A 22,965-nucleotide genomic window follows, 5' to 3' on the forward strand; every position below is an offset into this window, starting at 1 on the left:
TCCTATTAATATAATAACTAACATTATAAGTCAATAAGTAGATTAAATTCTTACAAATAAATTAAAATTATATGATTTGTGTTGTTATTATAAAGTCAGAAAAGATTCAGACTTTATTAACGGCATATGGTGGGGAAAAAATGAAAGGCAGATTATTTTCGATATCATTAGTTCTTGCATTTTTTATTCTGGTATCGACAGTGGCTTCAGCTGCACAATATACAAAAATTGGCAGTGGGGATGAGCCTGCTATTGATGCTGGTAAAGTAGCGTGGATAAATGATGGTACTGTTCATGTTTATGACCTGGTAACCAAAAAAGAAACTGCAGTTGACTCCTCCGGAGCGTCTCATCCAGCTATTTCAGGCAACAAGCTGGTATGGCATGACGAGAGTAGTGGGGTTCCGAGGCTCACTGTATATGATCTAGATACAGGGGCCAGGACTCATATTACAAAAGATGTGGATAGCGACAGCATTCCTGCTATTTACGGTAGCAGGATAGTATGGAGCGCTGATTCATCTGTTTACATGCGTGACATATCTATATCCAGGCAGACTAAAATAGCAAATGGAAGCAATCCTGACGTTTGTGACGACAGAATCTCATATGAAGCATATGCTGATGATGATACTCCGCAGATTTACGTATATGATGTTACCGCTAAAACAACAGTAGATGTCAGTGAGTATGGAGATAACATATTTTCACACATTGATGGCGATAAGGTCATATGGTCGGATTTCTACACCAGGCTGGGCAATATTCGCATGTGTGATCTTGTTACCCTGGAGCAGATAGAAATCACAACAGGAGATGGTGTGACCGGTTATGATACTGGCGGCTCGTCTGACATAAGCGGCAACAAACTTGTTTATTTAAAGCACAATGATATTTCGAGTATGGACTCCGGCGATCTATACGTATACGATATAGATACCGGAAATAGCAAGCAGTTAACCGTCGGCAACACAGCACAGACACCGGTTATATCCGGCAATATGATAGTGTGGTCCGATTCCGGCAGTATCTATATGTTAAACTACTGACATGAAAGTTACTGATAAGAGTAGGGCGTAAAAGCAGATTCCTGCTACCGGGATTTCGGTGATGGGATTAACTTCTAAAAATGCAGTTGTTTCGAATCACACCTTTCACAAGGTTGGAAACATACGGTTGACTAACTGTAAAAAATGCAGCAGGAATCAGCACTGAAAGGAAGAGTAAATGTATCACAGTGGAGTAGAGTAACGAAATCGTTACTTTATACTTTTAAAAGTTATAAGTGCAAAAACAAAATCATCTCTTCTTCAGCGCCTTTTATGGAAAGCCGTCTCTTCCTCAGGCCTTCCTTTACTTCTTGCGCTAAATTGAACCTGGCAAGTACACTCATGCTGCTCTTTCGTATTTTATTTTCATTTTTATTTGAGCCTATCCCAAAAGCCACTTTTACTCCTATATTGGAGGTACCCATAACTATTTTCCGGATCAGTAGTTCGATTGTTTATCTCAAAACAAAATTCAAAGAAGCAGTTTTTGAGTTTTGGGATCAGCTCTTTCATTTTTATTTTTGTTTTCATTTTTGTTTTATTTCGGTTTTATTTCCGTTTTCATCATATTGTCCCATAATTGCAGGTGATATTAACCGCAAATGTATGGAAATTTCGGCACCTGCCGTTTTCTAATATAAATCTTTTGCCAGCTTTGGAGAATTTTTTTTCAAAAAAAGCTTCTTTTCTCTCTGATGTTCCAGGAAGGTATTGTTTGAAACTGAGGTCGCGAGTGCAGTTTCTGGAAAAGGTTTTTAAGGTTTGATTATCTTTCTTCAGTGGCCCAGGCTTGAGAAGACTCCAGTATTAGGGAAAATGAGAGAGTTCTTTTTATCAGGGAATTTATATACAATTCGTTTAATACAGTTAATTATATATAGATTCTTAAATACTGTTATGTGAATTCAGTTAAGGTTCATAATTAATATCTATTGTAATGGATATTAATTATTATTTAAAAATAATATTTTGGGGACAAAAAACGGACCCATTTAGCTAATAGACAGTAATCAGGAGTAATTTGAGATGAAGTTCGGAATTGAATTTGTGCCGAGCGATCCCGCCTTAAAGATCGCATATTACGCAAAGCTCTCAGAACAGCAGGGATTCGACTATGTCTGGATCACTGACCACTACAACAACCGTGACGTGTATTCCACTCTTACCGTTCTCGCTCTGAATACCAACAGTATCAAGATTGGTTCCGGTGTTACAAACTCCTATACCAGAAACCCTGCAATCACTGCATCCAGCATTGCCTCAATTGCCGAGATTTCAGGCGGCAGGGCAGTTCTCGGTCTCGGGCCCGGAGACAAGGCAACCTTCGATGCCATGGGCATTGCATGGGAAAAGCCTCTTGCAACCACCAAAGAAGCAATCCAGGCAATCAGAGGCTTCATCTCAGGCAAGAAGGTCTCTATGGATGGAGAAATGGTTAAGTTTGCAGGTGCCAAGCTGGCTTTCAATGCTGGAAACGTTCCTATCTACATGGGTGCCCAGGGCCCCAAGATGCTCGAACTTGCCGGTGAGATCGCAGATGGCGTCCTTATCAATGCTTCCCATCCAAAGGACTTCGAAGTTGCTGTCGAACAGATTAAAAAAGGAGCAGAAAAAGCCGGCCGTGACCCGAGCGAAGTCGATGTTACAGCGTACGCCTGCTTCTCAATTGACAAAGACCCGGTAAAGGCAGTCAATGCCGCAAAAGTAGTGGTTGCCTTCATCGTTGCAGGCTCCCCTGACCTTGTTCTCGAGCGTCATGGAATCCCGGTGGAAGCAAAGAGCCAGATCGGTGCATCCATTGCCAAGGGAGACTTCGGAGCTCTCATGGGCGGACTTGTTACCCCTCAGATGATCGAGGCCTTTGCTATTTGCGGAACTCCTGAGGACTGCATGAAGAGAATCAGAGACCTTGAGGCAATCGGAGTTACCCAGATTGTTGCCGGATCTCCGATCGGTCCTGACAAAGAAAAAGCAATAAAGCTTATAGGTAAAGAAATCATTGCAAAGATGTAATTTTATTACATCCTGCATAATATTTTTAATTTTTCTTTATTATAATATTTTTAAAAAACGTCTTGCTGTAGGGCAAGTAAATCAAAGCATTGGAGGTAACTAATTGCCACCAAAGATTGCAGAAGTCATTGAACATGACGTATGCGCAGCCTGCGGGGCATGCGAGGCCGTATGTCCCATAGGGGCTGTAACCGTAAAGAAGGCGGCAGAAATTCGTGATCCGAATGATCTGAGCCTGTATGAGAAAGGAGCGGGATATCTGGTTTGTGAAGGTTGTTTAACCTGCAGCAGAATCTGTCCGGTAGTCGACGGCTTCATCGAGAATGAACTTGCAAATGTACGCAAGTTCTTTGCCGCAAAGTCCAGGGACAGCGCAGGCAGCCAGGATGGAGGAGTGACTAGCGGTATCCTTAAAACCCTTTTCAGACAGGGCAAAATAGATTGTGCCGTCGGAATTACCCGAAACGAGAAATGGGAACCTGAAGTAGTTCTATTAACAAGTGCAGAAGACGTCGAGAGAACAAGAGGAACCAAGTATACCTCTGACCCGGTCGTTGCAGCTCTCAGGGAAGCCTTTGAAAAATATGACCGGATTGCAGTTGTCGGGGTGCCCTGCCAGGCTCATTCTGCAAAACTGATCCGCGATAACGTAAGCGAAAAAATTGTGCTTATTATCGGATTACTCTGTATGGAAAGTTTCCATCATGAAGTAATGCTTGAGAAGATAATCCCGGAGATCATGAAAGTAAAGGTCGAAGATGTCACGAAGATGGAATTCACCAAAGGTAAATTCTGGGTCTACACCAGTGACGGCGAGGTTCACTCCGTGCCTATCAAGGATATAGCCAAATACGCCCGGAACCCCTGCCATCACTGCTGTGACTACACTTCGGTCTTTGCCGACATTTCGGTAGGCTCCGTCGGAGCTCCGGATGGGTGGAACTCAGTCTTTATAAGGACAGAAATCGGAGAGGAATACTTCGATATGGTCCGTGATGAGATGGAAATTATGGAAGATCCCAAGCCGGGCCTCGAACTTGTCGGAAAGCTTATTGATATGAAGCGTAAAAACAATGCTGAACATTTTGCGGAAGTCTGTAAAGAGTTCAGCTTTGAGACAGGGATCCGTAACGAAATAGTCTGAAATCCGAATATATCGAGAAAATAACCAGAGTACGGTTGAAGGTTGGAATCCGGGATGATGCGAGCTTTTTATATTGGACGTTTTCAACCGTATCATTTCGGGCACCATGCCATAATTAAGCAGATTTCGGAAGAAGTTGACGAACTTGTCGTAGGCATAGGAAGTGCCCAGAAAAGCCATGAATCCACTGACCCGTTTACGGCAGGGGAAAGAGTGCTGATGCTGTACAATGCACTTGAAAATCTCCCTATCCGACACTATGTTCTCCCAATTGAAGATGTCAGGTACAACTCTATCTGGGTCCATCACGTCGCGTCCCGAACGCCCAATTTTGAAGTGGTGTACTCAAATAATCCGCTGGTTATTCAGCTCTTCCGGGAAGCGGGGTTTTGCGTAAAAGAATCTCCTCTTTACGTCCGGGAGAGATACTCAGGCACAGAAATCCGAAGACGGATGGTTGCAGGGGAAAAATGGGAGCATCTTGTTCCAAAGCCTATTGTTGAAGTGATCAGGGAAATAGACGGCGTAACCCGCCTCAAAAATGTTTCAGCTAGTGATACTAATTCTTCGCTATAAGCGTAGTTCTTTGTTCTAGCATTTTATTTAACAACTTAATTCTTCAATGTGTTTTTTGATAACTTTGCAGTCTTTTTTTCATCTCAATCTGGCTTTTCTTGACCTTTGGGTTTCTTTACTTTTACTTTCTTTATTTCCTTACTTACTTTATTTTCTTTCTTTTTTTCTACTCTTTGCTTTCCTTTACTCACCTATTCCTTTTACTTTTGATTTCTTATTCCGTTTCCATGCTTCTTCCTGTTCCTCTCTGCTTTTTAGCTTCTCAGTTTTCTGAAGTTAATACTTTAAGTGTCAGGTTTGACATTCTTAGAGGCATCTGTTATTGATAATACTTCTATATCTTCTAATAATCCCCATGTAATTATTTTTCCGGGTATGCGTTACTACAATCACTATATATTTTTTTAAGAAGTCTGATGAATACACACTTTAACATATGTTTAAGAGAAAATTTCTTATAAAAGAAAGTACTATTTCTATTTGTGTACTCTTAAAACTTTTTGATACAAATGCAGGGTCATTTTCTACGTGTCTTGTGATAATGCGTTCCAACTTTTAACCGTAATTTGACATACCAGGTTAACTGCTGCAATCGATATTGTAACTTAGCACGTTGATAAATGTCTGTATTTTCTAGAGGGGTTTAAGGTACATAATACTTCATAACAAGCTGTTAAAAATTTAACTGTTTGTTAAGACATAGCTAAGAAAGATCACTCAATCATATGAAAATATATCTCCCTGATAAATCGGGGGGTTTAATCCGGAAGAGTATATTTTCATTGCCAGTGAGAATCGGATTTAAAAGCCAATAGCTTTGAAATTTTTATGATTGAGTGTATACTATGGAGGACATATTATGAGAAGAACTATGTTCAAGACAATCTGTGTTTTCACGCTGGTTTTCTTTGTCATGTCTATGACAGGAGCAGCCGCGTGCAGTAGTGGTTCGTGCAGTAAAACCGTTGCAAAATGTAAAACCGATGCAAGAGACGATAGATTTAACGCTGACCTTTGTAAAAAATCTAACTGCTTTAGCGTACTGAAGAATGACAAGGGCTGCGGTCTCAAAGTCGTAAGCACCGGATATATTAAAACCTCGCAGGGCGGCAAAGTAAAGATGGAGAAGAACGGCAAATTCTGCTATGTAAAGCCAGTTTCCTGCTCTAAGAACACTGACAGCTTCACATACACTGCAGTAAACAAATATGGTCAGCGTGACACTGCAAAAGTTACCCTGAACTTTAAATGCACTGACTGCTCAAAGTCTTGCAAAAAGTGCACTTCCATCTGTGCAAAGAACCCCACTGGTTCAGCATGCAAAAGTTGCAAGTGCTAAGCACATTTAAGGGAAAAGGAAGTGTTAATCTTCCGGGGTTTTAATCCCCATATCCCTTACTACTTTTCTTTAAAACAAAACTTTTTAGGAAATAGTTTTATCAAAAAGGTAATTTTTTAAATCAAGGGACTGCGTCTATCCAGTTAATTGATCCGGGTTCATACTCCGACAACTCTTGTTCTTTGCCGCTTAAAATATGGTCTATGATGGTTTCTATATCCTTTCCTGTTTCTTCAAGGCTCTTTCCTGTAGTATTGATTTCAAAAACCTTCTCACACCATTCAAAGGCTTCAACCAGAATCACATCGAGAGCTTCGGCCTCGAGATTTTCTCTTATTTTCTCTTCCGAGTAACCGCGTGCTTTCAGCCTTATTTTTAGTTCAGGCGGGTATGCCCTGAGTATAATTACAGTATCCGCAATATAATGGGCAAGATGACTCTCAAGAATTATTATCTCATTTTCCTTTCCACTAACAATCTCTGCAAGGCGCTGCCTGACAAGTTCCATATCCGCGATGACTGCATCCCTCTCCTCATCAATTTCGGTGTAAAGGTGCTCTTCTTTGATGAGGTCGTTAAGGTGGATTACTTTCCAGTGCCTTTTTCTTTCAAGAAACTTACTTACTGAGGTTTTTCCAGTACCCGGTGTACCGGTGAGTCCTATTAACATGGAGAAAAGAATGAATTTATATCAATTATACTTAATGCAGCCCTGAGAGAATTGTTTGAGAAAACTATTACTGATTTTACTCAGGCCTTTTGCCTTTTGATTTCTCAAGCCTGGAAGTCTAACCTTGATTTTCCTACTGGCCTGCCATTTTTCCACTGGCTTTCCTACAGTTTGGTAAATAATAAAAAGGAGCGTTTTTAAAGATGGCCTTTTAAACTTTTTCGGTTTCTCTGTCGTGATCACTTGTCAGAAAGTGAACTCAACTTCCTGAAAATAAGACGATGAGGCAAGAAAAACCTCAGACCGAACTTCGTAACATGCAGTTCTACATAATGTCGGCAAATAATCACGACAACAGGTTTTCATATTCTGATATATTTGTGGCAGTCGAAACCAATTCATTCTTTCAAAGTTCCGATAACAGGGATATCTTTAAATATCTCAGGCCCATGAGGCGCCTCGTCCATTTCTTCAGTAAGGTCCTTTCCTGAATCATGAAGTCCCTGGTGGGCACCACCCTCCCATAGATAACTGTCTGATACATCATAGACCTGTCCTTCATAGGCAATATACATCTTGCCATTTTTGCCATTGTACTCTGCAAGTTCTTCGATTGTGTATTCTTTCATTTTCCATATCTCCATTCCAATTTTATTAATTCACCTGACCGCAGCCTTCATTTGAACTGCAGTCATACATTTAACATTCTTAACATCTCATCGACCTCAGTAGTTGGAAGCTGGCATTCATAATTCTGGCAGACGTATGCAGTAGCTTTTCCCTCTATAGGAACCTGCTCTTTCGTATATGTTGCCAGATTTGTGATTTCAGGATCCTTTCCTCCGGGCCTAAAAACCAGCACTTTATTAGGGATGAAATAAGCCCAGAGTTCTTCGAGCATGTGTCCTGTATCCGGAGAGTCGCGCTTTCCGGCAATTACGACCTGATATGTCGGACCCAAACCGAAGTCAAGCGCTGATAAAAACTGGGTATACCCTGATGGTATTTTCCTGATGAGTTTTGAAAATGCGCGTTCCAGCCCTTGAGCTCTATCTTCCAGTTCGGGATCTGCAGTCATTCTTGCAAGTCGAAGAAGATTTAGCATCTCAATAGAATTCCCGGATGGTATAGCTGCGTCCGTAAACTCTTTTTTCCTGAAAATAAGCGATTCGCTGACGTCAGCAGTAAAGAAGAGCCCACCCTGAACGGGATCCCAGAAATGCTCAAGAAACTCCTTATTAAGGCAAAGGGCTGCTTTAAGATAGCGCAGTTCAAATCCTGCCTCGTAAAGCTCGAGGAGTCCGTTAATCAGGAAGGCGTAGTCATCGGCAGTCCCTGAAATCCCGGCTTCTCCTTCTCTATATCGGTGAAGCAGTCGTTTATCGGGATTGTAAAGTCTTTTGAGAATGAAGTCTGCAGCTCTTGCGGCAGCTTTCAGATATTTCTCTTCTCCAAAGGTCTGGAAACCTTTTGCAAAAGCTGTAATCATAAGCCCATTCCAATCGGTCAGAACTTTGTCGTCTTTTGCAGGTCTTTTACGTTCGTTCCGGGCTGCCAGGAGTTTTCCTTTAGCCAGTTTTACCTGGCTATCAACTTCGCCAGCGGGAACTCCCAGTTCGGCAGCAAGGGTTTCCACAGAACGGGATAAATGAAGAATATTGGTTCCGGTTTTTTTACCCCTTATTTCCTCTTCAAAGTTACCTCCTTCGTTGAGATTGAAGACTTTCGTAATCAGTTTGGACTCTTCAGGGCTAAGAACACTCTTGATTTCTTCTAAAGTCCAGAGATAGTACTTTCCTTCCTCCCCTTCGACATCTGCATCTTCCCCACAGTAAAACCCACCCTGCGGAGATGTCAGATCTCTTAACACATAATCAAAAACTCCCTCTGCTGCTTCTTTATACAGGCTCTTTCCGGTAACCTGATAGGCTTCTGTATATGCAGTTGCAATAAGGGCCTGGTCGTACAGCATCTTTTCAAAATGGGGGACAATCCACATATTGTCTGTAGAGTAACGGTGGAAACCCGAACCCAGGTGATCGTGAATTCCTCCTCTGTACATATTTTCCAGAGTGTATTCGACCATATGAAGAGCTTCAGGATTCCCGCTGCGTCTCCAGTAGCGGAGCAAAAAGAAGATTTTGTGCGGAGTAGGGAATTTGGGGGCCCTTTCAAAACCGCCATATTCGTTGTCAAAAGAACTCAACAGCTCTTCATAAGCCTCCTCTATTATTGATTCCCCTATACCCTCTCCTGCTGACTCTGAGATCATATTCTGGATCGTAGATGTAATCTTTTCAGCCGAATCAAGCACCTCTTCATGCTGCCTGTTCCAGATCTCCTCTATTCTGGGCACGAGTTCGAGCATACCTGTCTGGCTAAAGCGGGATTTTTTGGGGATATAGGTTCCTGCAAAAAAAGGTTTCATATTCGGAGTCATGATAATATTAAGCGGCCAGCCACCTCTTCCAAGGATAATCTGGCAGACTGTCATGTAAATATTATCAATATCCGGCCGTTCTTCCCGGTCTACTTTTATGCAAACAAAAGCCCTGTTCATGAGTCTTGCTACCTCTTCATTCTCAAAAGACTCATGTGCCATTACATGACACCAGTGGCAGGTGGAGTAACCTATTGACAGAAAAATAGGTTTATTTTCTTTTCTGGCTTTGTCAAAAGCCTCTTCTCCCCAGGGATACCAGTCCACAGGATTATAGGCGTGCTGGAGGAGATAGGGGCTCTTTTCATTTATCAGGCGGTTAGGTTTTCCGTATTCTTTTCCCAGTAAAATCCCTCCGGCTTTTCTTCAGGTTCCTTTTTCTTGCCAGGCAAGCATTCTATCTTTAAGGGCTCTGGCTTTCCCTATACCTACCCTGGCCAGTACCCTGGCAGCTATCATTGCCTGCACGCCTGAAGGACATGCAGATGAAATTTCTCTGTCTTTCACGCTTTTAATTTCAAGTAATTTTAAACGACACTGAAAATGGTCTTGCACCAATATCACAGGTGTGATGCCTTCCGATTCCCCATCCCTCTGAAAGTAGGCCCTGCAGGGACGCGGATTTAACTCGCTAATACTGTCCATTCTAACTCCTCTGGTCTAACTGATCTCCAAAGATTTCATTCTAAAAGAATGACCAGCTCTGGAGCAAATTAGCTTATCCCCATATAATGATAATCTTTCTCAAGCTTCTTGTAAGCCTGTAAACTGAAAAATTAGGTACAGCCAAATTTCCCCACTTTAAATATTCGTCCCCTGAATATCAATATATCGGTATTCTGGGAGATTGTTTTTCTAATATATTGAAAAGTTAGACCGGCTGTTTTAGAAGCGATATGAGCAGGAGACTTCCTAAACATGCATTTTCTTTTCAAGTTATGGTTCCCGCACTCCATTAGAAAAACTAATTTATCTTAGACACGGCACTATTTAATATTGCTTTCAATATAGTATAATTTGCAGAATATCTCAGGAAATCCCTTGCTTTTTTACTGGCTGAAGCTGTCCAATCTCTTCGAGTTTTTCCCCATGGTTTCCTATTTCCAGGAAATTCACAACTTTTGAAACTCGATATGATTGTTCCTGCTTTTTTTCGGCTTTTCTGGCCTGATATACTCTGATAGAACGAAGAAGGTCGATTTTTCGGAATTCTGGCCAGAAAGGAGCACAGAAGTAAGTTGCACATTCACTTCCATTAGCCTGCCAGGGAAGGAAATTTGAAACCCTTTCATCGCCCCCGGTGCGGATGACAAGATCAACGTTCGGAACAGAAACTCCCGGGGCAGGGTAGAGATGTTTTGAAATGAGATTCTCATCTACTTCTTCAAGGAAAAGTTTTCCGCTGGAAACACAGCCTGCAATATCACGGACTGCCTGAATTATATCTTGCCTGCCTCCATAAGCAATGGCAACGTTCAGGTGAAATTTCCTGTAGTTTTCCGTAGATTTTTCTATCTTCTCAATTGACTCTTTAAGAAAAGCAGGTAATTTTGACCTGTCTCCTATGATGCGGACCTGCATCTCTTTTTCGTGCGTCCTCGGATCAGAGTAGATTTTCAGGAACTTTTCGTTGATAAGATTAAAGAGACCGTCAACTTCCTCTTCCGAGCGCTGAAAATTTTCCGTAGAAAATGCATAAAGAGTAAGCTGTTTTACCCCGATCTCATAGCACCACTCAATCACCTTTTCGGTAACTTCTGCTCCCATTGCATGTCCGAAACTTCGAGCTTTCCCCAGCTGCCCCGCGTACCTGCGGTTCCCATCCATGATCACGGCTATATGATGCGGAATTTCTGAATTCAGAATCTCTATCTCGAGTCTTCTCTCATACTCAAGATAAAACATGCTGAAGATGCGGGTTTTCAAAAAACGAAGTCCCGCTCGGAAGATTCCCCAGTTCCAGGGCATCTTTTCTAAATTCTTTATGCGCTTTCCTCCTGAGATATTCAGATCTGAGAAATACCCGCTTAGATTTCTCTCCTTATGGAACGTAATACCTTCTCTTGTTCAAGATATTTATATCTCTTTTGCTTAAAAACACTCTTTATCTGAAAAATTATTTATGTATATCCTATCCAGTTGCAGATATTCTTTTGACATATTTTACATTGGTGCGGTAGCGATAGACCTATGTATTATAGAGAGTTATTCAAAGGGCTTGATTAAAATTTGAAAGGAGAGTACAGGATTCTTTACTTTAAGAGAAATCTCTAAAGGCTAATAGCTGAAATCTGGCATAAAAATTCTCATTTTGGCTGTGTAAAAATATGCAAAAAGTTTATTAATCAGATAATCTATCTATTAGTTGGGTAATGGGATTAATCAGTGTTAATACTTAACAACCTCGATTTCATTATTGGTAAATTTATTCAAGAATGCCTTCCAGTATCAGAATATGCACATTTATCACGATGGATGAGTATGTGACTGCAGGCGATAAGTTTCCCGCACGTTTTGTGTTGATGCACTATAATTTAATAAACCGATCCGGAGTCCGAATGTCAGGGGCGACTTGGAAAAAATATAATAACTGCTAAAGAAAACTTGATTCACCTCGTTTATAGTGAATTTGTGGAAATTATGCGGCTAAAGGGGGGAATACCATGAGTTTGAATAGGAGTTTGTTCATTCTTGCACATCAAATTGGAGATAGAAAATTTTATCCTGTATATCAGAGCCTGCGCCAATCCCAATGGAAACCTTACTATGATCAAAAAGAGCTTCAAGAAAAACAGCTTAGAAACATGATCAACTTTGCATATGAGACAGTTCCTTACTATCATAAATTGTTCAAGCAATTAAAACTTGAACCCTCGGACATAAAGAAAGTTGAAGATCTTGAAAAGCTTCCCATCCTGACCAAAGATATTATTAAAAAAAATTGGGAAGATTTTAAACCAGTTAATCTGGATTCAATGAAATACTCTGTATTTCCAACAGGTGGATCCACGGGCGCACCCTTCCGATTCCGACTGTTGAGGTATGATCGTTTCCTCGCTGGAGCCATGCTATATCGCGGATGGGGATACGCAGATTATGGACTTGGAGATAGGATGGTATTACTGGGAGGTGCCTCTCTGGATGTGGGAATTGATTCTTTTATAATCACTGGAGCTCATGAGATGTCAAGGAATATTCGGAAGCTATCTTCCTTTGATATGAGTACTGAGGATATGCGGCGATATGCAAAGGTGATTAACTCTTTCAAACCTAGATTCATAAGAGGATATGCTTCTTCCATTAATTTCTTTTCAAGTTTCGTTGATCAGGAAAAAGTTGAGATCAATGCTCCCAGGGCAATTTTTACTACTGCCGAAAAACTGATGCCACATATGAGGAAAAATATTGAAGATGTCTTTGGGCCTGAAGTCTATGATACCTATGGAATGAATGATGGCGGTATTAGTGCTTTCGAGTGTTCAGAGCATAACGGTCTGCATATTGACACTGAAAGAAGTATCATGGAAGTGGTGGACAATAGTAATTTACAAATGGAGACTGGAGTTGGAGGAATACTTGCAACCAGCCTTCATAATTACGCAATGCCTTTCATCAGATATGATACAGGAGATATCGGACATATTATCAATGATACCTGTGGGTGTGGACGCAGTTCCAAGCTGTTAAAGGAAGTCATTGGAAGGCAGCAAGAAATGTTGCAAACTCCGGAAGGGAAGTTTGTGCATGGGGAGTTTTTTGTATACATTTTTAAGAAAATTAACGGAGTTACGGAATTTCAGGTCATACAAAAGAAATTGGAAAATATAACTATAAACATGGTACTTGAAACAGATTTTGATGAGAATCAGCTGGATACTATCAGGGAAATAGTTAAAAGGAAGTCCGATGGGTGGGAGGTAGAATTCAAGTACGTTGATAAAATTGAAAGGACTGGTTATGCTGGAAAATACAAGTTTGTAAAAAGTGAGTTATAATTATGAAATTTAGAAATTTACTGATTATCTCCAACAATTTTCCAAATAAGGATGGAACATTTGTTGGAGGAAATTTCGTGAAAGAACAGGTAAAATATCTTAAAGAATATTTTGAGAATATATACGTAGTATCTCCAGTGGCCGTCGGAATGGAGCTTTTGAGGAAGACCCATCACGAGAATTATACATTCGATAATGTTCATGTCTATTTTCCTAAATACCTTAACTGCCCCTTGTTTTATAAATATGGTCGCGATATCTGGATATATTTCGAAGAAAAAGCCATAAGAAAATTAATTGAAGATGAAGGTTTACGATTTGATTTAATTCATGCTCACTTTACATGGCGTGCAGGAGCAGTCGCCGTCAGGCTAAAGGAAAAATATAATGTTCCTGTGGTGATTACCGAACATGCTTCCCGAACATTCATTAAAGCTATAGAAAAAAAAGAATCTCAATATGTTCAATCCTGGAGTTCATGTGATGCAATAATTCGTGTTAAGAAAGGTGATATTTCACTATTCAAAAGTGTTGGAATTCCTCTGGATAAAGTGCACTATATTCCAAATGCTTACAATGATGAAGCTTTTCTGGAATCCGATTCAAAAAGCTGCAGAAAACAGTTAGGATTGCCTCTGGACAAAAAAATAATACTGAATGTCGGAAATTTATACGGTGAAGTAAAAGGACACAAGTATCTCATAGAAGCTATGAATAAAGTTGTAGAGAAGAGAAAAGATGTGCTGTGTCTCATAGTAGGAGGGGGAAAGTTAGAGAGCAGGTTAAAAAAGCAAATTAGCTCTGCAGGTTTGGGGGATTATATAAAGCTCGTTGGTAGTAAGCCGTATGCTGAAATCCCTTTGTGGATGAATGCTTGCGATCTGTTTGTCTTACCGAGTTTAAGAGAAAGTTTCGGGGTTGTTCAGATAGAAGCAATGGGTTGTGGGAAACCGGTTATTGCAACTTATAATGGGGGAAGTGAAGAAATTGTAACATCTGAAGAGTACGGATTATTATGCGAACCCGGTAATTCTAACCAGTTGGCAGCGAATATTTTGTCTGCGTTGGATGTTTCCTGGGATACTAAAAGAATTAAAGACTATTCTATTAAGTTTACCTGGAATTCTGTCTCTAAAGAAATAATGAAGACTTATTCTAGAATCTGCTCTATCAATATTCATTAAATGTATGTAATTTCTATAAAATCGTGGCTCTGTATAATCTTCAATAATGTAAATTATTTATATGACTTATTTGTTATTTTGGTAAACGAACTGTTTAAATTTTTGTCTTCACGTTTCAAGGGCATAACCATGTTCAATTTGAAATCCAGTAAACATACACAAAATATTCAATGGTCACTCCTCAGTCTTGCTACGTCCTCCCTTGCACACCTGCTACTTCGAATCGTGCTGGGTAAGGAGCTGGGACCCTCAGGACTTGGCCTGTACACTCTGGTTTTCACAATTTATCTTTTTGGTATGCAGTTCGGAACATTCGGAATCAGTGCAGCTCTGACAAACTATGTAGCCGAGTATTATGACAATCTTCCCAGGTTAAAAGAACTCATCTCATCTGGTATTCTTGGGTCCGTTCTAAGCGGGTCTATACTGGGGCTGCTCCTGTACCTGTTTTCCAGTGTTATCTCGATCCAGCTTTTCCACAATCCTGAGATGACAAACCTCTTATGGGTCACAGCGTTATGTTTCCCGTTCATCGCCATGCAAAAAGCTGTCATTGGGGCTCTGAATGGCTTGAGGGAAATGAAATGGTATGCTGTCGTTAACACTGCTCAGAACATACTGGTCATGATAGTATCTTTTGCTCTGGTACGGCTCCTGAAAATGGATGTGATGGGAGCTGTACTTGGATTTGTTATTCCAACAATAACGGTAGGTCTGCTCTCTCTTACATTCACCAGGAACTTTTTCATACTACCATCAAAAACTATGAAAAAGGTTTTTAAAGAGATTTCAAGGTTTGGATTTTATATTGTTCTTGCAAACTCTATCGGGATGGTCAATACACAGATAGGCAGCCTGGTGATAGGCTATTTTATGAACGAGACTGAAGTAGGGTACTATGCGGTTGCGACCCTCTTTCTGCAAGGAGTCACTTTATTGCCGCAAGCAGTGCAGGCAGTAACAACACCCACAATTGCAGCCTATTACAGAAAAGGAGATTTTCACAACATCCAAAACCTTGTCAAAAATACCATGTTCAAGATATCGGCAGTCATATTATGCATCTCACTCCTGCTTGCAATTTTCGGCAAATTTCTAATCACCTTTTTATTTACAGAAGAGTTTCTGCCTGCTTATTTACCAATGCTGATATTATTAGTTGGGTATTTCATACATTCAGTGTATGCATCTATAGGGGGCTGCCTTTCCAGTGTCGGTAAAGTTCATATTCTGTTCAAGATCGATATGATATGCGCTGGGTTGAACTTACTATTAAATGTCTTACTGATACCGCAATTCGGACTCATTGGAGCTGCAAGCGCCACATCCCTATCTATGACTTTTACCACCTTAGTTAAGCTATCCTGTACAAAGCTGTATACACAGGAAAAACAAATCAAATCAATTAATTTTTTTAATGCTATAAAATAATATTATTAAATAGTGAAATTTAATCAACTATAATAACTTAGTATTATTAAACAGTGGAATTTAATCAACTATATTGAATATTTGAATTAAAAGACTATCCAGGATCGGTTAATAACATGCAAATCCGGAATTTCCAGTCAGGTTCATTAACATCTTTCAAAAAATATTTTGAACACATAAAAGTTATGAAACCATCAAGCTCCTTTATCAAGTAAATGCTGATTCACACCAGAGCCCATCATGCATTGAAACATAAACGCTACTGTAACTGTTCATAGGGGGAACGCCCATTGAGAAACGCAATAAAGATCCTGCTATTACTGTTGTTTGTAGGGCTGCTCTCATACATTGCAATCCTTTATAATTTCGTACCCACAGGTAATTTATCTTTCTCGCCGCACAAAATAGAGTATGATGTCAGTATCTCAAAGCAGTCCGGAAATATTGTCGCAGAAGACTATAATGGGAAAACAATAGCATCAGGGATATCCAATCTTGATGACGCCTCCGTTATTCAAAAAGCATTTGATTCAATTACTGATGAGGGTACAATCTATTTTGATGATAGCGAATATAGCATATCAATGCCTATAACCTCAACTGGTAAGAATCTCATAATACAGGGAGACGATACAAAGTTCAATATTAACACAGGAAGTCATAAGCCTGGATTTACTTTTAGCGGTGAATTAATTAAAATTACCCCGGTTTTGCATGATGCAAGTGAAGGAAATAATGTGATAAGCTTGAATGATACTTCAGGTGTAATTGAAGGAGACTTAATCACAATTTATAATGACAAGTTATGGTGTCCAAAGGTTTACCCAACTCTAAAAACCGGAGAGACATACACAGTCAAAGATATATCAGAAAACCATGTGAAACTAAATTCTAACCTGCTGAGGGATTATACTACTAAATTTAACTCAGAGGCACGAATTTATAGGCCAATAAATGTAGTAATTGATGGTTGTACTTTTCTGGGTACGGGTTCACAGGAAGGAGTGAGAGCTGCAAAGTTAGATTTTTGTAAAAACTCAAAAGTATCAAATTGCTATTTTGATAACAATGGGCTGGCTGCAATATCTCTTAATACGTGTTACGGTGTTGACATCACTGACAATCTAATTTTAAATTCCAATTTGCCAGGTTATGGGTATGGTGTTTCGATTGCTAATGCCTGTACGGATATAAATGTTCAGGATAACAATATACAGATATGCAGACATTGTATAACTTCTGGCGGTTCAGATGACTATGGGGAAAATATGAATGTCTACATATCAAACAATACTTTACGTAATGGTATCAGCGCTGTTATAGACTCCCATGCATCAACGATAAATTACGAAGTTACAAATAACGAAATATACTGCGGCTCCAAGTGTGCATTCAATGATGGCACTGCATACTCCTTATTTGCAAACAACAAAATTTATGAAGCCTATGGTGAAAGTGCTATTGCTAAAAGGGGCCAGGTTGCTGATACTAAGAGAAAAATAACTGGAAATTATGTAGAATGTGCTTCTCTAATTGATGTTGACAATGGAAATCTAAGTGAATTAATCGTCTCAAATAATAATATTGTAAGTACGAAGACGGCTGATGTAATTTTACTTTTTAACATGAGTATTGAAAGAGTTACTATCAATAGCAATTCAATAACTTCTGGAAAATCAGGGATATTCATTACCGGAGGTAACATAGCAAACATCAGTATCTCAGACAACACTATTGAAAACACACAGAGATCAGGAGTCTTGATTGATACAGCTGATACTGTTTTAAATATTTATAACAACACAATAAGCAATGCAAGCAGAGAAGAGACAGGTTATAGCGCTATTGATCTCTATAACGTAAAACATGCAATTATTTATGATAATAAAATATCCGACAGCTATGGTCAAACAAAGTACGGAATATGCGAAGATGCAGAATGTGATTATAACTCCATCTATGGTAATCGGATAGAAAGTATGAATTCAGGTGTTGTTTTCATTCAGGGGACTAACTCAACCGAGGAAAACAATGGGATCGGAAGCAGTTAATTACTTCTTCCTTATTTCTCTGAGATGTTGCCGTTGGTGGGACAGGACCTGATCCTGACAAAACGTTCCTTACTGGTTTGAGGGTGCATTTGTCCTGAGTCCCTTTCCTTTCTTCTCTTTAGTCTGTTTGTCAGGAAGAACTATAAATCTGATTCTATCTTGAGAAGAACTTCCCTACTTTTGATCTTTTCACAGGATTTTTGCTAAATTTTTAAGTCTTTCTCTTTTGTCTCTTCTTTCTATTTCTTCTACTTTCTGAAATAAAGCTTTGATTCTCTTATTGTGCTGTTACTCTCGTACCTGTGCATTAGTTGTAAATTGAACCAGCTACTGTTCTTTCGGGTCTTGTTAATGTTTTTAATCAAAAGCAGTTATCCGACCTGGTTATAGTTATCTTGATTCCCTGATAATGGATATCGGCTTAAAGGAATTGCAGATCGTTCTGAAAGAAGCTCAACGCATAATTAAAAAAAGCTCAATGGGCAAATTTATTAATAAAGTGACACATTTAGTGTATAAAATAATTTATTGCAAGGGACTTTTTCATTTATTTAAGTCCACTAGAAATATAAGTGGGGTAGTGCCTGATAAGTCAGTTGATATTCTGTATAAAGTACTTTGTTCACATGTACCCGTCTTACAGGTCTGAATTATATACGGAGTACATAACTGGAGAATTAAAGCAGATGCGAGTATGCAAGTTGTATGGAAAAATATTAGCCTGTTAATAATGGACTATTTAAGGGGAGCATTTGATGTTATTTAAAGAAATAGCACCTATAATCATATTACTAACTTTGGTCGTTTCGGTGCTACTTGCTGTAAAAATCAAACGTTCTAACATTTTCACTATTGATGGGGCATTTTCAATTCTTGGGATGATTCTCGGATTATTAATATCCTTTTTGAACTTGATATACAGTAATAATTATCTTATCTCACTGGGACCTCTCCTTACAATTGCATCCCTGGTGTACTTGAAATTCAGAAATAAATTACTGGCAGAGGATATAGACCTGAACCTTAACCTTAGTAGCCGGGCACTAAAAATTATTCAAATTATTTACTGGATTTGCATTTTAGTAGCATTGATAAGTTATTATCAGGCAGACCCATACTCCCGCCCTGTAATATTCTTTGTCAGTATATCAATAGCTGTAGGTACTCTGGGCCTGGAGATTTTATCTTACACCTATGAAAAAAATATCCGACTCTACACTCTATTTTTTAAGATACTGATGTTATCCCTTATCTTGAGATTAAGTGCTTATTTTATATCTCCCTACCCTGTTGGCGTAGATCCGTGGGGGCATGCCAACCTGATAACAGACATTTCCATATACGGAACCAGTTATTTGACCAAACATTCATATTACAGCAATTATCCTTTGATGCATATCTATGCATCCACTCCAATTCTCCTGGGTAACTTGACAACAAAAAGTGCAATGTCTGTTGTAGGAATGGTACTTGCATTTAGTACTATTTTTGTATACGTGGCTGTAAAAAAGATTACAAACAGTACTCAACTTGCATTATTCTCTATGTTACTTTTAAGCTTTTCAGATTTCCATGTTCAATGGAGTGTTCAATTAATTGCAATGACTTTTGGAATCTCCATCTACACGATGATTTTCTATCTTTTAATTGAGCAAAATGAGAAAATAAACAATCTTTTCGGAATATTATTAGCGGTAGCTATATTCGTTATCACATGGACTCATACAATATCAACATTTATCTATCTAGTGTCATTAATTTCACTATATGTCGGATCTCACATATATGAACGGATATATACAACTAAAAATAACTCAGCTAAATTAAGAACAAATATTTTTCTTTGTATACTTTCTGTATTAATATTGATCTACCACTGGACGGACCCAAGATATCCCTTCGCTGAAACAATAATTAATGGGCTGGGAAATTCAGTATCTTCCGAGGCAAAGTTCTTAGGAAGAAGCACAGCTTCGAACTCAGGTGATTCTTTTTCCTCTATTCTTGATATTCTTGGGTTTCTTATTTTTATTTTTTTTGGAGTAGTTGGAAGCCTCCACAGTTTATCAAAAGAAAATCAAACCAGAACTAAAGTGTCCCTGATCTTTATGCTTGTGGTATTATTCGGAATCTTTTTTACTTTTCCTGTAATGGGAATCCGAAATATTGTGCCATTCCGATGGCCGGCATTTATATACACAACTTTTGTATTGTTTTTTGGAACTGGAGTTTTCAAAATAACCGGCATTATCAATGGCAGACTTTGCAAAACTACTTTTATCTCTATATTACTGATAACATTTTCATTTTTTATGATAACAAATTCTATGGCAAATACCGATTCTCCGATTTATGGAAAATCTCTCAGTCAAAAGCTATTCTCGACTGAGTCTGAAGTTGAAATGTGTATATATCTTAATAATTCTTATGACAATCTTATTATAACAGATGGCACGACAGGCCACAATATATTCGAAACATACTTATCTAGAGATAGAGTAGCATCACGGTATGCAGTTACTCCGGAAGGGAATTTAGATTGGGAACGTATGGGAAAAAGAATGCTAACCTGGAGTAAAATGAGGCATGAACTTATTATTAAACAAGAGATCGACAACAACTGTCATGCGATATATGACAGTGGCGTTGCAAAGGCATACCTGGGGGCTAAAAGAGTATGAATTTTAAATTATAGCTGGAACAGAGCCCGATTTCGCAGGGGACTGAATTCATTTTTTGACGCTCCACTGGTTTGTATGGGTTGAAAATATTTGTCCAGTCAGGGCACAGCTATAAACAAATAGTAGATGCGTGTCAAACAGTTTAAATAAATAAAGAGACTTATCTAGTAATAACTAATAAAGTGCAGGCAATTTTCTGTTAAAAATCCATAAAAATATAAAAACTGTAGTTATTCTGAATTGGGACTTATCCACTGCATTGCAGCAAACTAGTTAATTTAAATTTTTTATATGGTAAACAGCTGTAAAAGAAGTAAAATTATGTCTACACTCCTGTCCAAATGCATTGACTTGATTATATCAATCTCTTTATCACTATATATAACGCTTTTAGTTATAAGAGCTGTTGAGCTTTTTTAGTGCTAGAATTACAAAGCTCAGAAAGGAATAACCTGACTTGAAATGAAAAAGAAAATGAATGAAGTGGCAGGGACAGCATATTTATGCAAGACAAGATGCAACTCAAACTTAGTTAGATATTACAGATACGAGAAAAGATAGTAAGTTAAACATCTATTGCGTAAATTCGATAAATATCAGGTAAGGAATCAATAAAATGTGCCCAATTATTAGGAATGTGAGTACAGAAAAATTTTTACAATTTGAACTGGATAAGGTAAAAATATATTAAAGAAGTTAATGGTTTATGAAGAGGAAAAAGTTTGCTTAATTTAACCGAGCACCAGGAAGCTTTTAGCAAGCAGGTACCTAAGAACCTGTTTGCTAACATTCTATATTTCGCATTAAATGTCTTAATCGGTCTATTTCTGGCACCGTTTTTCATAGATTCTCTTGGCGTATCAAGTTATGCGCTCGTTCCTTTAGCTACTTCTCTGACAGGTTATGTGAACCTAGTCGTACAGTCATTTAATACATCTGTATCCAGACACTTAACTATAGATTTGCAAAAGAAGGAGTTTGATAAAGCCAATGTAACATTTAATACTGCTCTTTTTGCAACGCTTGGAATTATACTATTAATGCTTCCTTTTGTAGTCTTAATTTCATACTATTTACCTTTATTCTTTGAAATTCCTGCTAGCCAGGAAAATGCTGCAAGAATTCTTTTTCTCGGAGTACTGAGCTCAGTTCTACTGCGGGCATGGGGTAGCAATTTTGGAGTTTCTCTCTTTGCCTACAATCGACTTGACCTCCAGAACTTAGTTTACGCCGTAAATCTCCTTGTTCAGGTAGGCCTAATTATATTATTATTCAGGCTTTATTCTCCAAATCTAGTTTATATAGGAATAGCTTATTTCATCGGGGCATTAAGTTCTGTAATTATTACGATAATATTTTCAAGAAAGCTCAACCCTTATTTAAAAATAAACGTTAAAGACTTCCGTAGATCAATGGTAAAAGAGATTACAGGAACTAGTGCATGGGTGATTCTCGATCAGATAGGTGCACTGCTGTTCCTTCAGATAGATCTAATAGTAGTAAATAAACTATTTGGCACCGCTGCCGGCGGAGAGTATTCGCTTGTATTAACCTGGAGTATGTTTTTGCGCTCTACTGCAGGTACATTAGTAGGCATACTAACTCCGGTAATAATAACATACTATGCAAAGGGAAAGTTAGAGGAGATGGTAGCTTTATCCAAAAATGCCATGAAACTGACAGGTTTAGCAATGGCTTTACCAATAGGCTACATATGTGGTTTTGCTCCCCAGTTACTCTATCTATGGGTAGGTCCGGAGTATGTGAAACTTTCACCTTTGATGATTTTAATGCTCTCTCATCTTGTATTTAATTTACCCGTAAGACCACTCTTTACAATCAATATATCATATAATAAAGTACGGATTCCCGGAATCGTAACATTTTTTACGGGAATAGCGAATTTTTTACTTGCAGTACTAATTCCATACCTAACCGGGTGGGGATACTATGGTGTTGCAGTTGCAGGAGCTATTACGTTAACGTTTAAAAATGCTCTTTTTACGCCCTGGTATGCCACAAAAATCCTTGGGGTTTCTAAAACTACATTTATAAGTTCCCTCTTTCCTGGAGTCTTTGCAATGCTTATGACTGCAGGAGCATCTTATCTAATGATGGAGAGTCTGCATATTTCGGGCTTTGTATCTTTAATTGTTTCCGGGATATTTTTGACTTCAATATATCTAGCAGTTGCGTGGGTTTTTGGCCTTAATCAAAAGGAAAGATTAACTTTTGGAAGTATTTTATCAACCAAATTATTGGGAAAGAGAGAATCTTAAAATAATGATCGTAAAGGAAGTTGAGAAGTCGTCTTCGATCTGGATTAGTTCGGGGATCTAAAATATGGGGCTTAAGTAGTTCCCATTCTTTACCGGATAAATCACTGGGATAA

17 protein-coding genes are annotated in these 22,965 nt (G+C 38.8%); 11 read left to right on the forward strand and 6 right to left on the reverse strand.

Translation table 11 applies throughout. From position 1 onward, the window contains the following. The first annotated feature begins 140 nt into the window (after positions 1-140). Entirely contained in the window at positions 141-1,049 is a 909-nt protein-coding gene (locus ACPK8D_RS07645; RefSeq protein ID WP_424717261.1) for a TolB family protein, read from the forward strand. Between the two features lie 230 nt (positions 1,050-1,279). Here ACPK8D_RS07645 and ACPK8D_RS07650 read toward each other — a convergent pair whose 3' ends face one another. Beyond that, on the reverse strand, positions 1,280-1,474 hold the full coding sequence (locus tag ACPK8D_RS07650; RefSeq protein WP_424717262.1) for a hypothetical protein: 195 nt from the start codon (positions 1,472-1,474) through the stop codon (positions 1,280-1,282). A 601-nt stretch (positions 1,475-2,075) separates the two neighbouring features. On the opposite strand from ACPK8D_RS07650, the gene mer reads away from it, so the two are divergent. From mer to ACPK8D_RS07670, 4 genes are all read left to right on the forward strand, one after another. Beyond that, a complete protein-coding gene (gene mer, locus ACPK8D_RS07655) occupies positions 2,076-3,062 on the forward strand; it encodes a 5,10-methylenetetrahydromethanopterin reductase (protein WP_424717263.1) in 987 nt (328 codons plus the stop codon). Positions 3,063-3,165: 103 nt separating this feature from the next. Continuing rightward, positions 3,166-4,206 carry a F420H2 dehydrogenase subunit FpoF gene (gene fpoF, locus ACPK8D_RS07660; RefSeq protein WP_424717264.1) on the forward strand — a complete coding sequence of 347 codons (1,041 nt, stop codon included), beginning with the start codon at positions 3,166-3,168 and terminating at the stop codon, positions 4,204-4,206. A 54-nt stretch (positions 4,207-4,260) separates the two neighbouring features. Continuing rightward, a complete protein-coding gene (locus ACPK8D_RS07665) occupies positions 4,261-4,782 on the forward strand; it encodes a nicotinamide-nucleotide adenylyltransferase (RefSeq protein WP_424717265.1) in 522 nt (173 codons plus the stop codon). Positions 4,783-5,641: 859 nt separating this feature from the next. After that, a complete protein-coding gene (locus ACPK8D_RS07670) occupies positions 5,642-6,121 on the forward strand; it encodes an Ig-like domain-containing protein (RefSeq protein ID WP_424717266.1) in 480 nt (159 codons plus the stop codon). A gap of 121 nt (positions 6,122-6,242) precedes the next feature. Here ACPK8D_RS07670 and ACPK8D_RS07675 read toward each other — a convergent pair whose 3' ends face one another. The 5 genes from ACPK8D_RS07675 to uppS all read right to left on the reverse strand — a co-directional run bounded on the left by ACPK8D_RS07675 (position 6,243) and on the right by uppS (position 11,199). Beyond that, the gene (locus ACPK8D_RS07675) at positions 6,243-6,791 is read right to left on the reverse strand and encodes an adenylate kinase family protein (RefSeq protein ID WP_424717267.1); all 549 of its coding nucleotides are present in this window, start codon (positions 6,789-6,791) and stop codon (positions 6,243-6,245) included. A 398-nt stretch (positions 6,792-7,189) separates the two neighbouring features. Beyond that, positions 7,190-7,420, reverse strand: coding sequence for a cytochrome b5 domain-containing protein (locus tag ACPK8D_RS07680; RefSeq protein ID WP_424717268.1), 231 nt, complete (start codon positions 7,418-7,420; stop codon positions 7,190-7,192). 62 nt (positions 7,421-7,482) lie between these two features. Further along, positions 7,483-9,576, reverse strand: a complete 2,094-nt coding sequence (locus tag ACPK8D_RS07685; protein WP_424717308.1) for a thioredoxin domain-containing protein — start codon at positions 9,574-9,576, stop codon at positions 7,483-7,485. A 21-nt stretch (positions 9,577-9,597) separates the two neighbouring features. Further along, positions 9,598-9,876 carry a hypothetical protein gene (locus ACPK8D_RS07690; RefSeq protein ID WP_424717269.1) on the reverse strand — a complete coding sequence of 93 codons (279 nt, stop codon included), beginning with the start codon at positions 9,874-9,876 and terminating at the stop codon, positions 9,598-9,600. A gap of 384 nt (positions 9,877-10,260) precedes the next feature. Then, the gene (gene uppS, locus ACPK8D_RS07695; RefSeq protein ID WP_424717270.1) at positions 10,261-11,199 is read right to left on the reverse strand and encodes a polyprenyl diphosphate synthase; all 939 of its coding nucleotides are present in this window, start codon (positions 11,197-11,199) and stop codon (positions 10,261-10,263) included. 695 nt (positions 11,200-11,894) lie between these two features. On the opposite strand from uppS, the gene ACPK8D_RS07700 reads away from it, so the two are divergent. The 6 genes from ACPK8D_RS07700 to ACPK8D_RS07725 all read left to right on the forward strand — a co-directional run bounded on the left by ACPK8D_RS07700 (position 11,895) and on the right by ACPK8D_RS07725 (position 22,852). Next, positions 11,895-13,226: a phenylacetate--CoA ligase family protein gene (locus ACPK8D_RS07700; protein WP_424717271.1), complete on the forward strand. Its 1,332-nt coding sequence runs from the start codon at positions 11,895-11,897 to the stop codon at positions 13,224-13,226. A gap of 77 nt (positions 13,227-13,303) precedes the next feature. Further along, on the forward strand, positions 13,304-14,410 hold the full coding sequence (locus tag ACPK8D_RS07705) for a glycosyltransferase family 4 protein (RefSeq protein WP_424717272.1): 1,107 nt from the start codon (positions 13,304-13,306) through the stop codon (positions 14,408-14,410). 129 nt (positions 14,411-14,539) lie between these two features. Then, on the forward strand, positions 14,540-15,841 hold the full coding sequence (locus tag ACPK8D_RS07710) for a flippase (protein WP_424717273.1): 1,302 nt from the start codon (positions 14,540-14,542) through the stop codon (positions 15,839-15,841). A gap of 290 nt (positions 15,842-16,131) precedes the next feature. Further along, positions 16,132-17,892 carry a right-handed parallel beta-helix repeat-containing protein gene (locus ACPK8D_RS07715; protein ID WP_424717274.1) on the forward strand — a complete coding sequence of 587 codons (1,761 nt, stop codon included), beginning with the start codon at positions 16,132-16,134 and terminating at the stop codon, positions 17,890-17,892. Positions 17,893-18,647: 755 nt separating this feature from the next. Further along, entirely contained in the window at positions 18,648-20,573 is a 1,926-nt protein-coding gene (locus tag ACPK8D_RS07720; protein WP_424717275.1) for a hypothetical protein, read from the forward strand. Between the two features lie 722 nt (positions 20,574-21,295). Continuing rightward, entirely contained in the window at positions 21,296-22,852 is a 1,557-nt protein-coding gene (locus tag ACPK8D_RS07725; protein ID WP_424717276.1) for a lipopolysaccharide biosynthesis protein, read from the forward strand. Positions 22,853-22,965: the final 113 nt, after the last annotated feature.

The sequence above is a fragment of the Methanosarcina sp. genome (assembly GCF_049706645.1).
Classification (GTDB): Archaea; Halobacteriota; Methanosarcinia; order Methanosarcinales; family Methanosarcinaceae; genus Methanosarcina.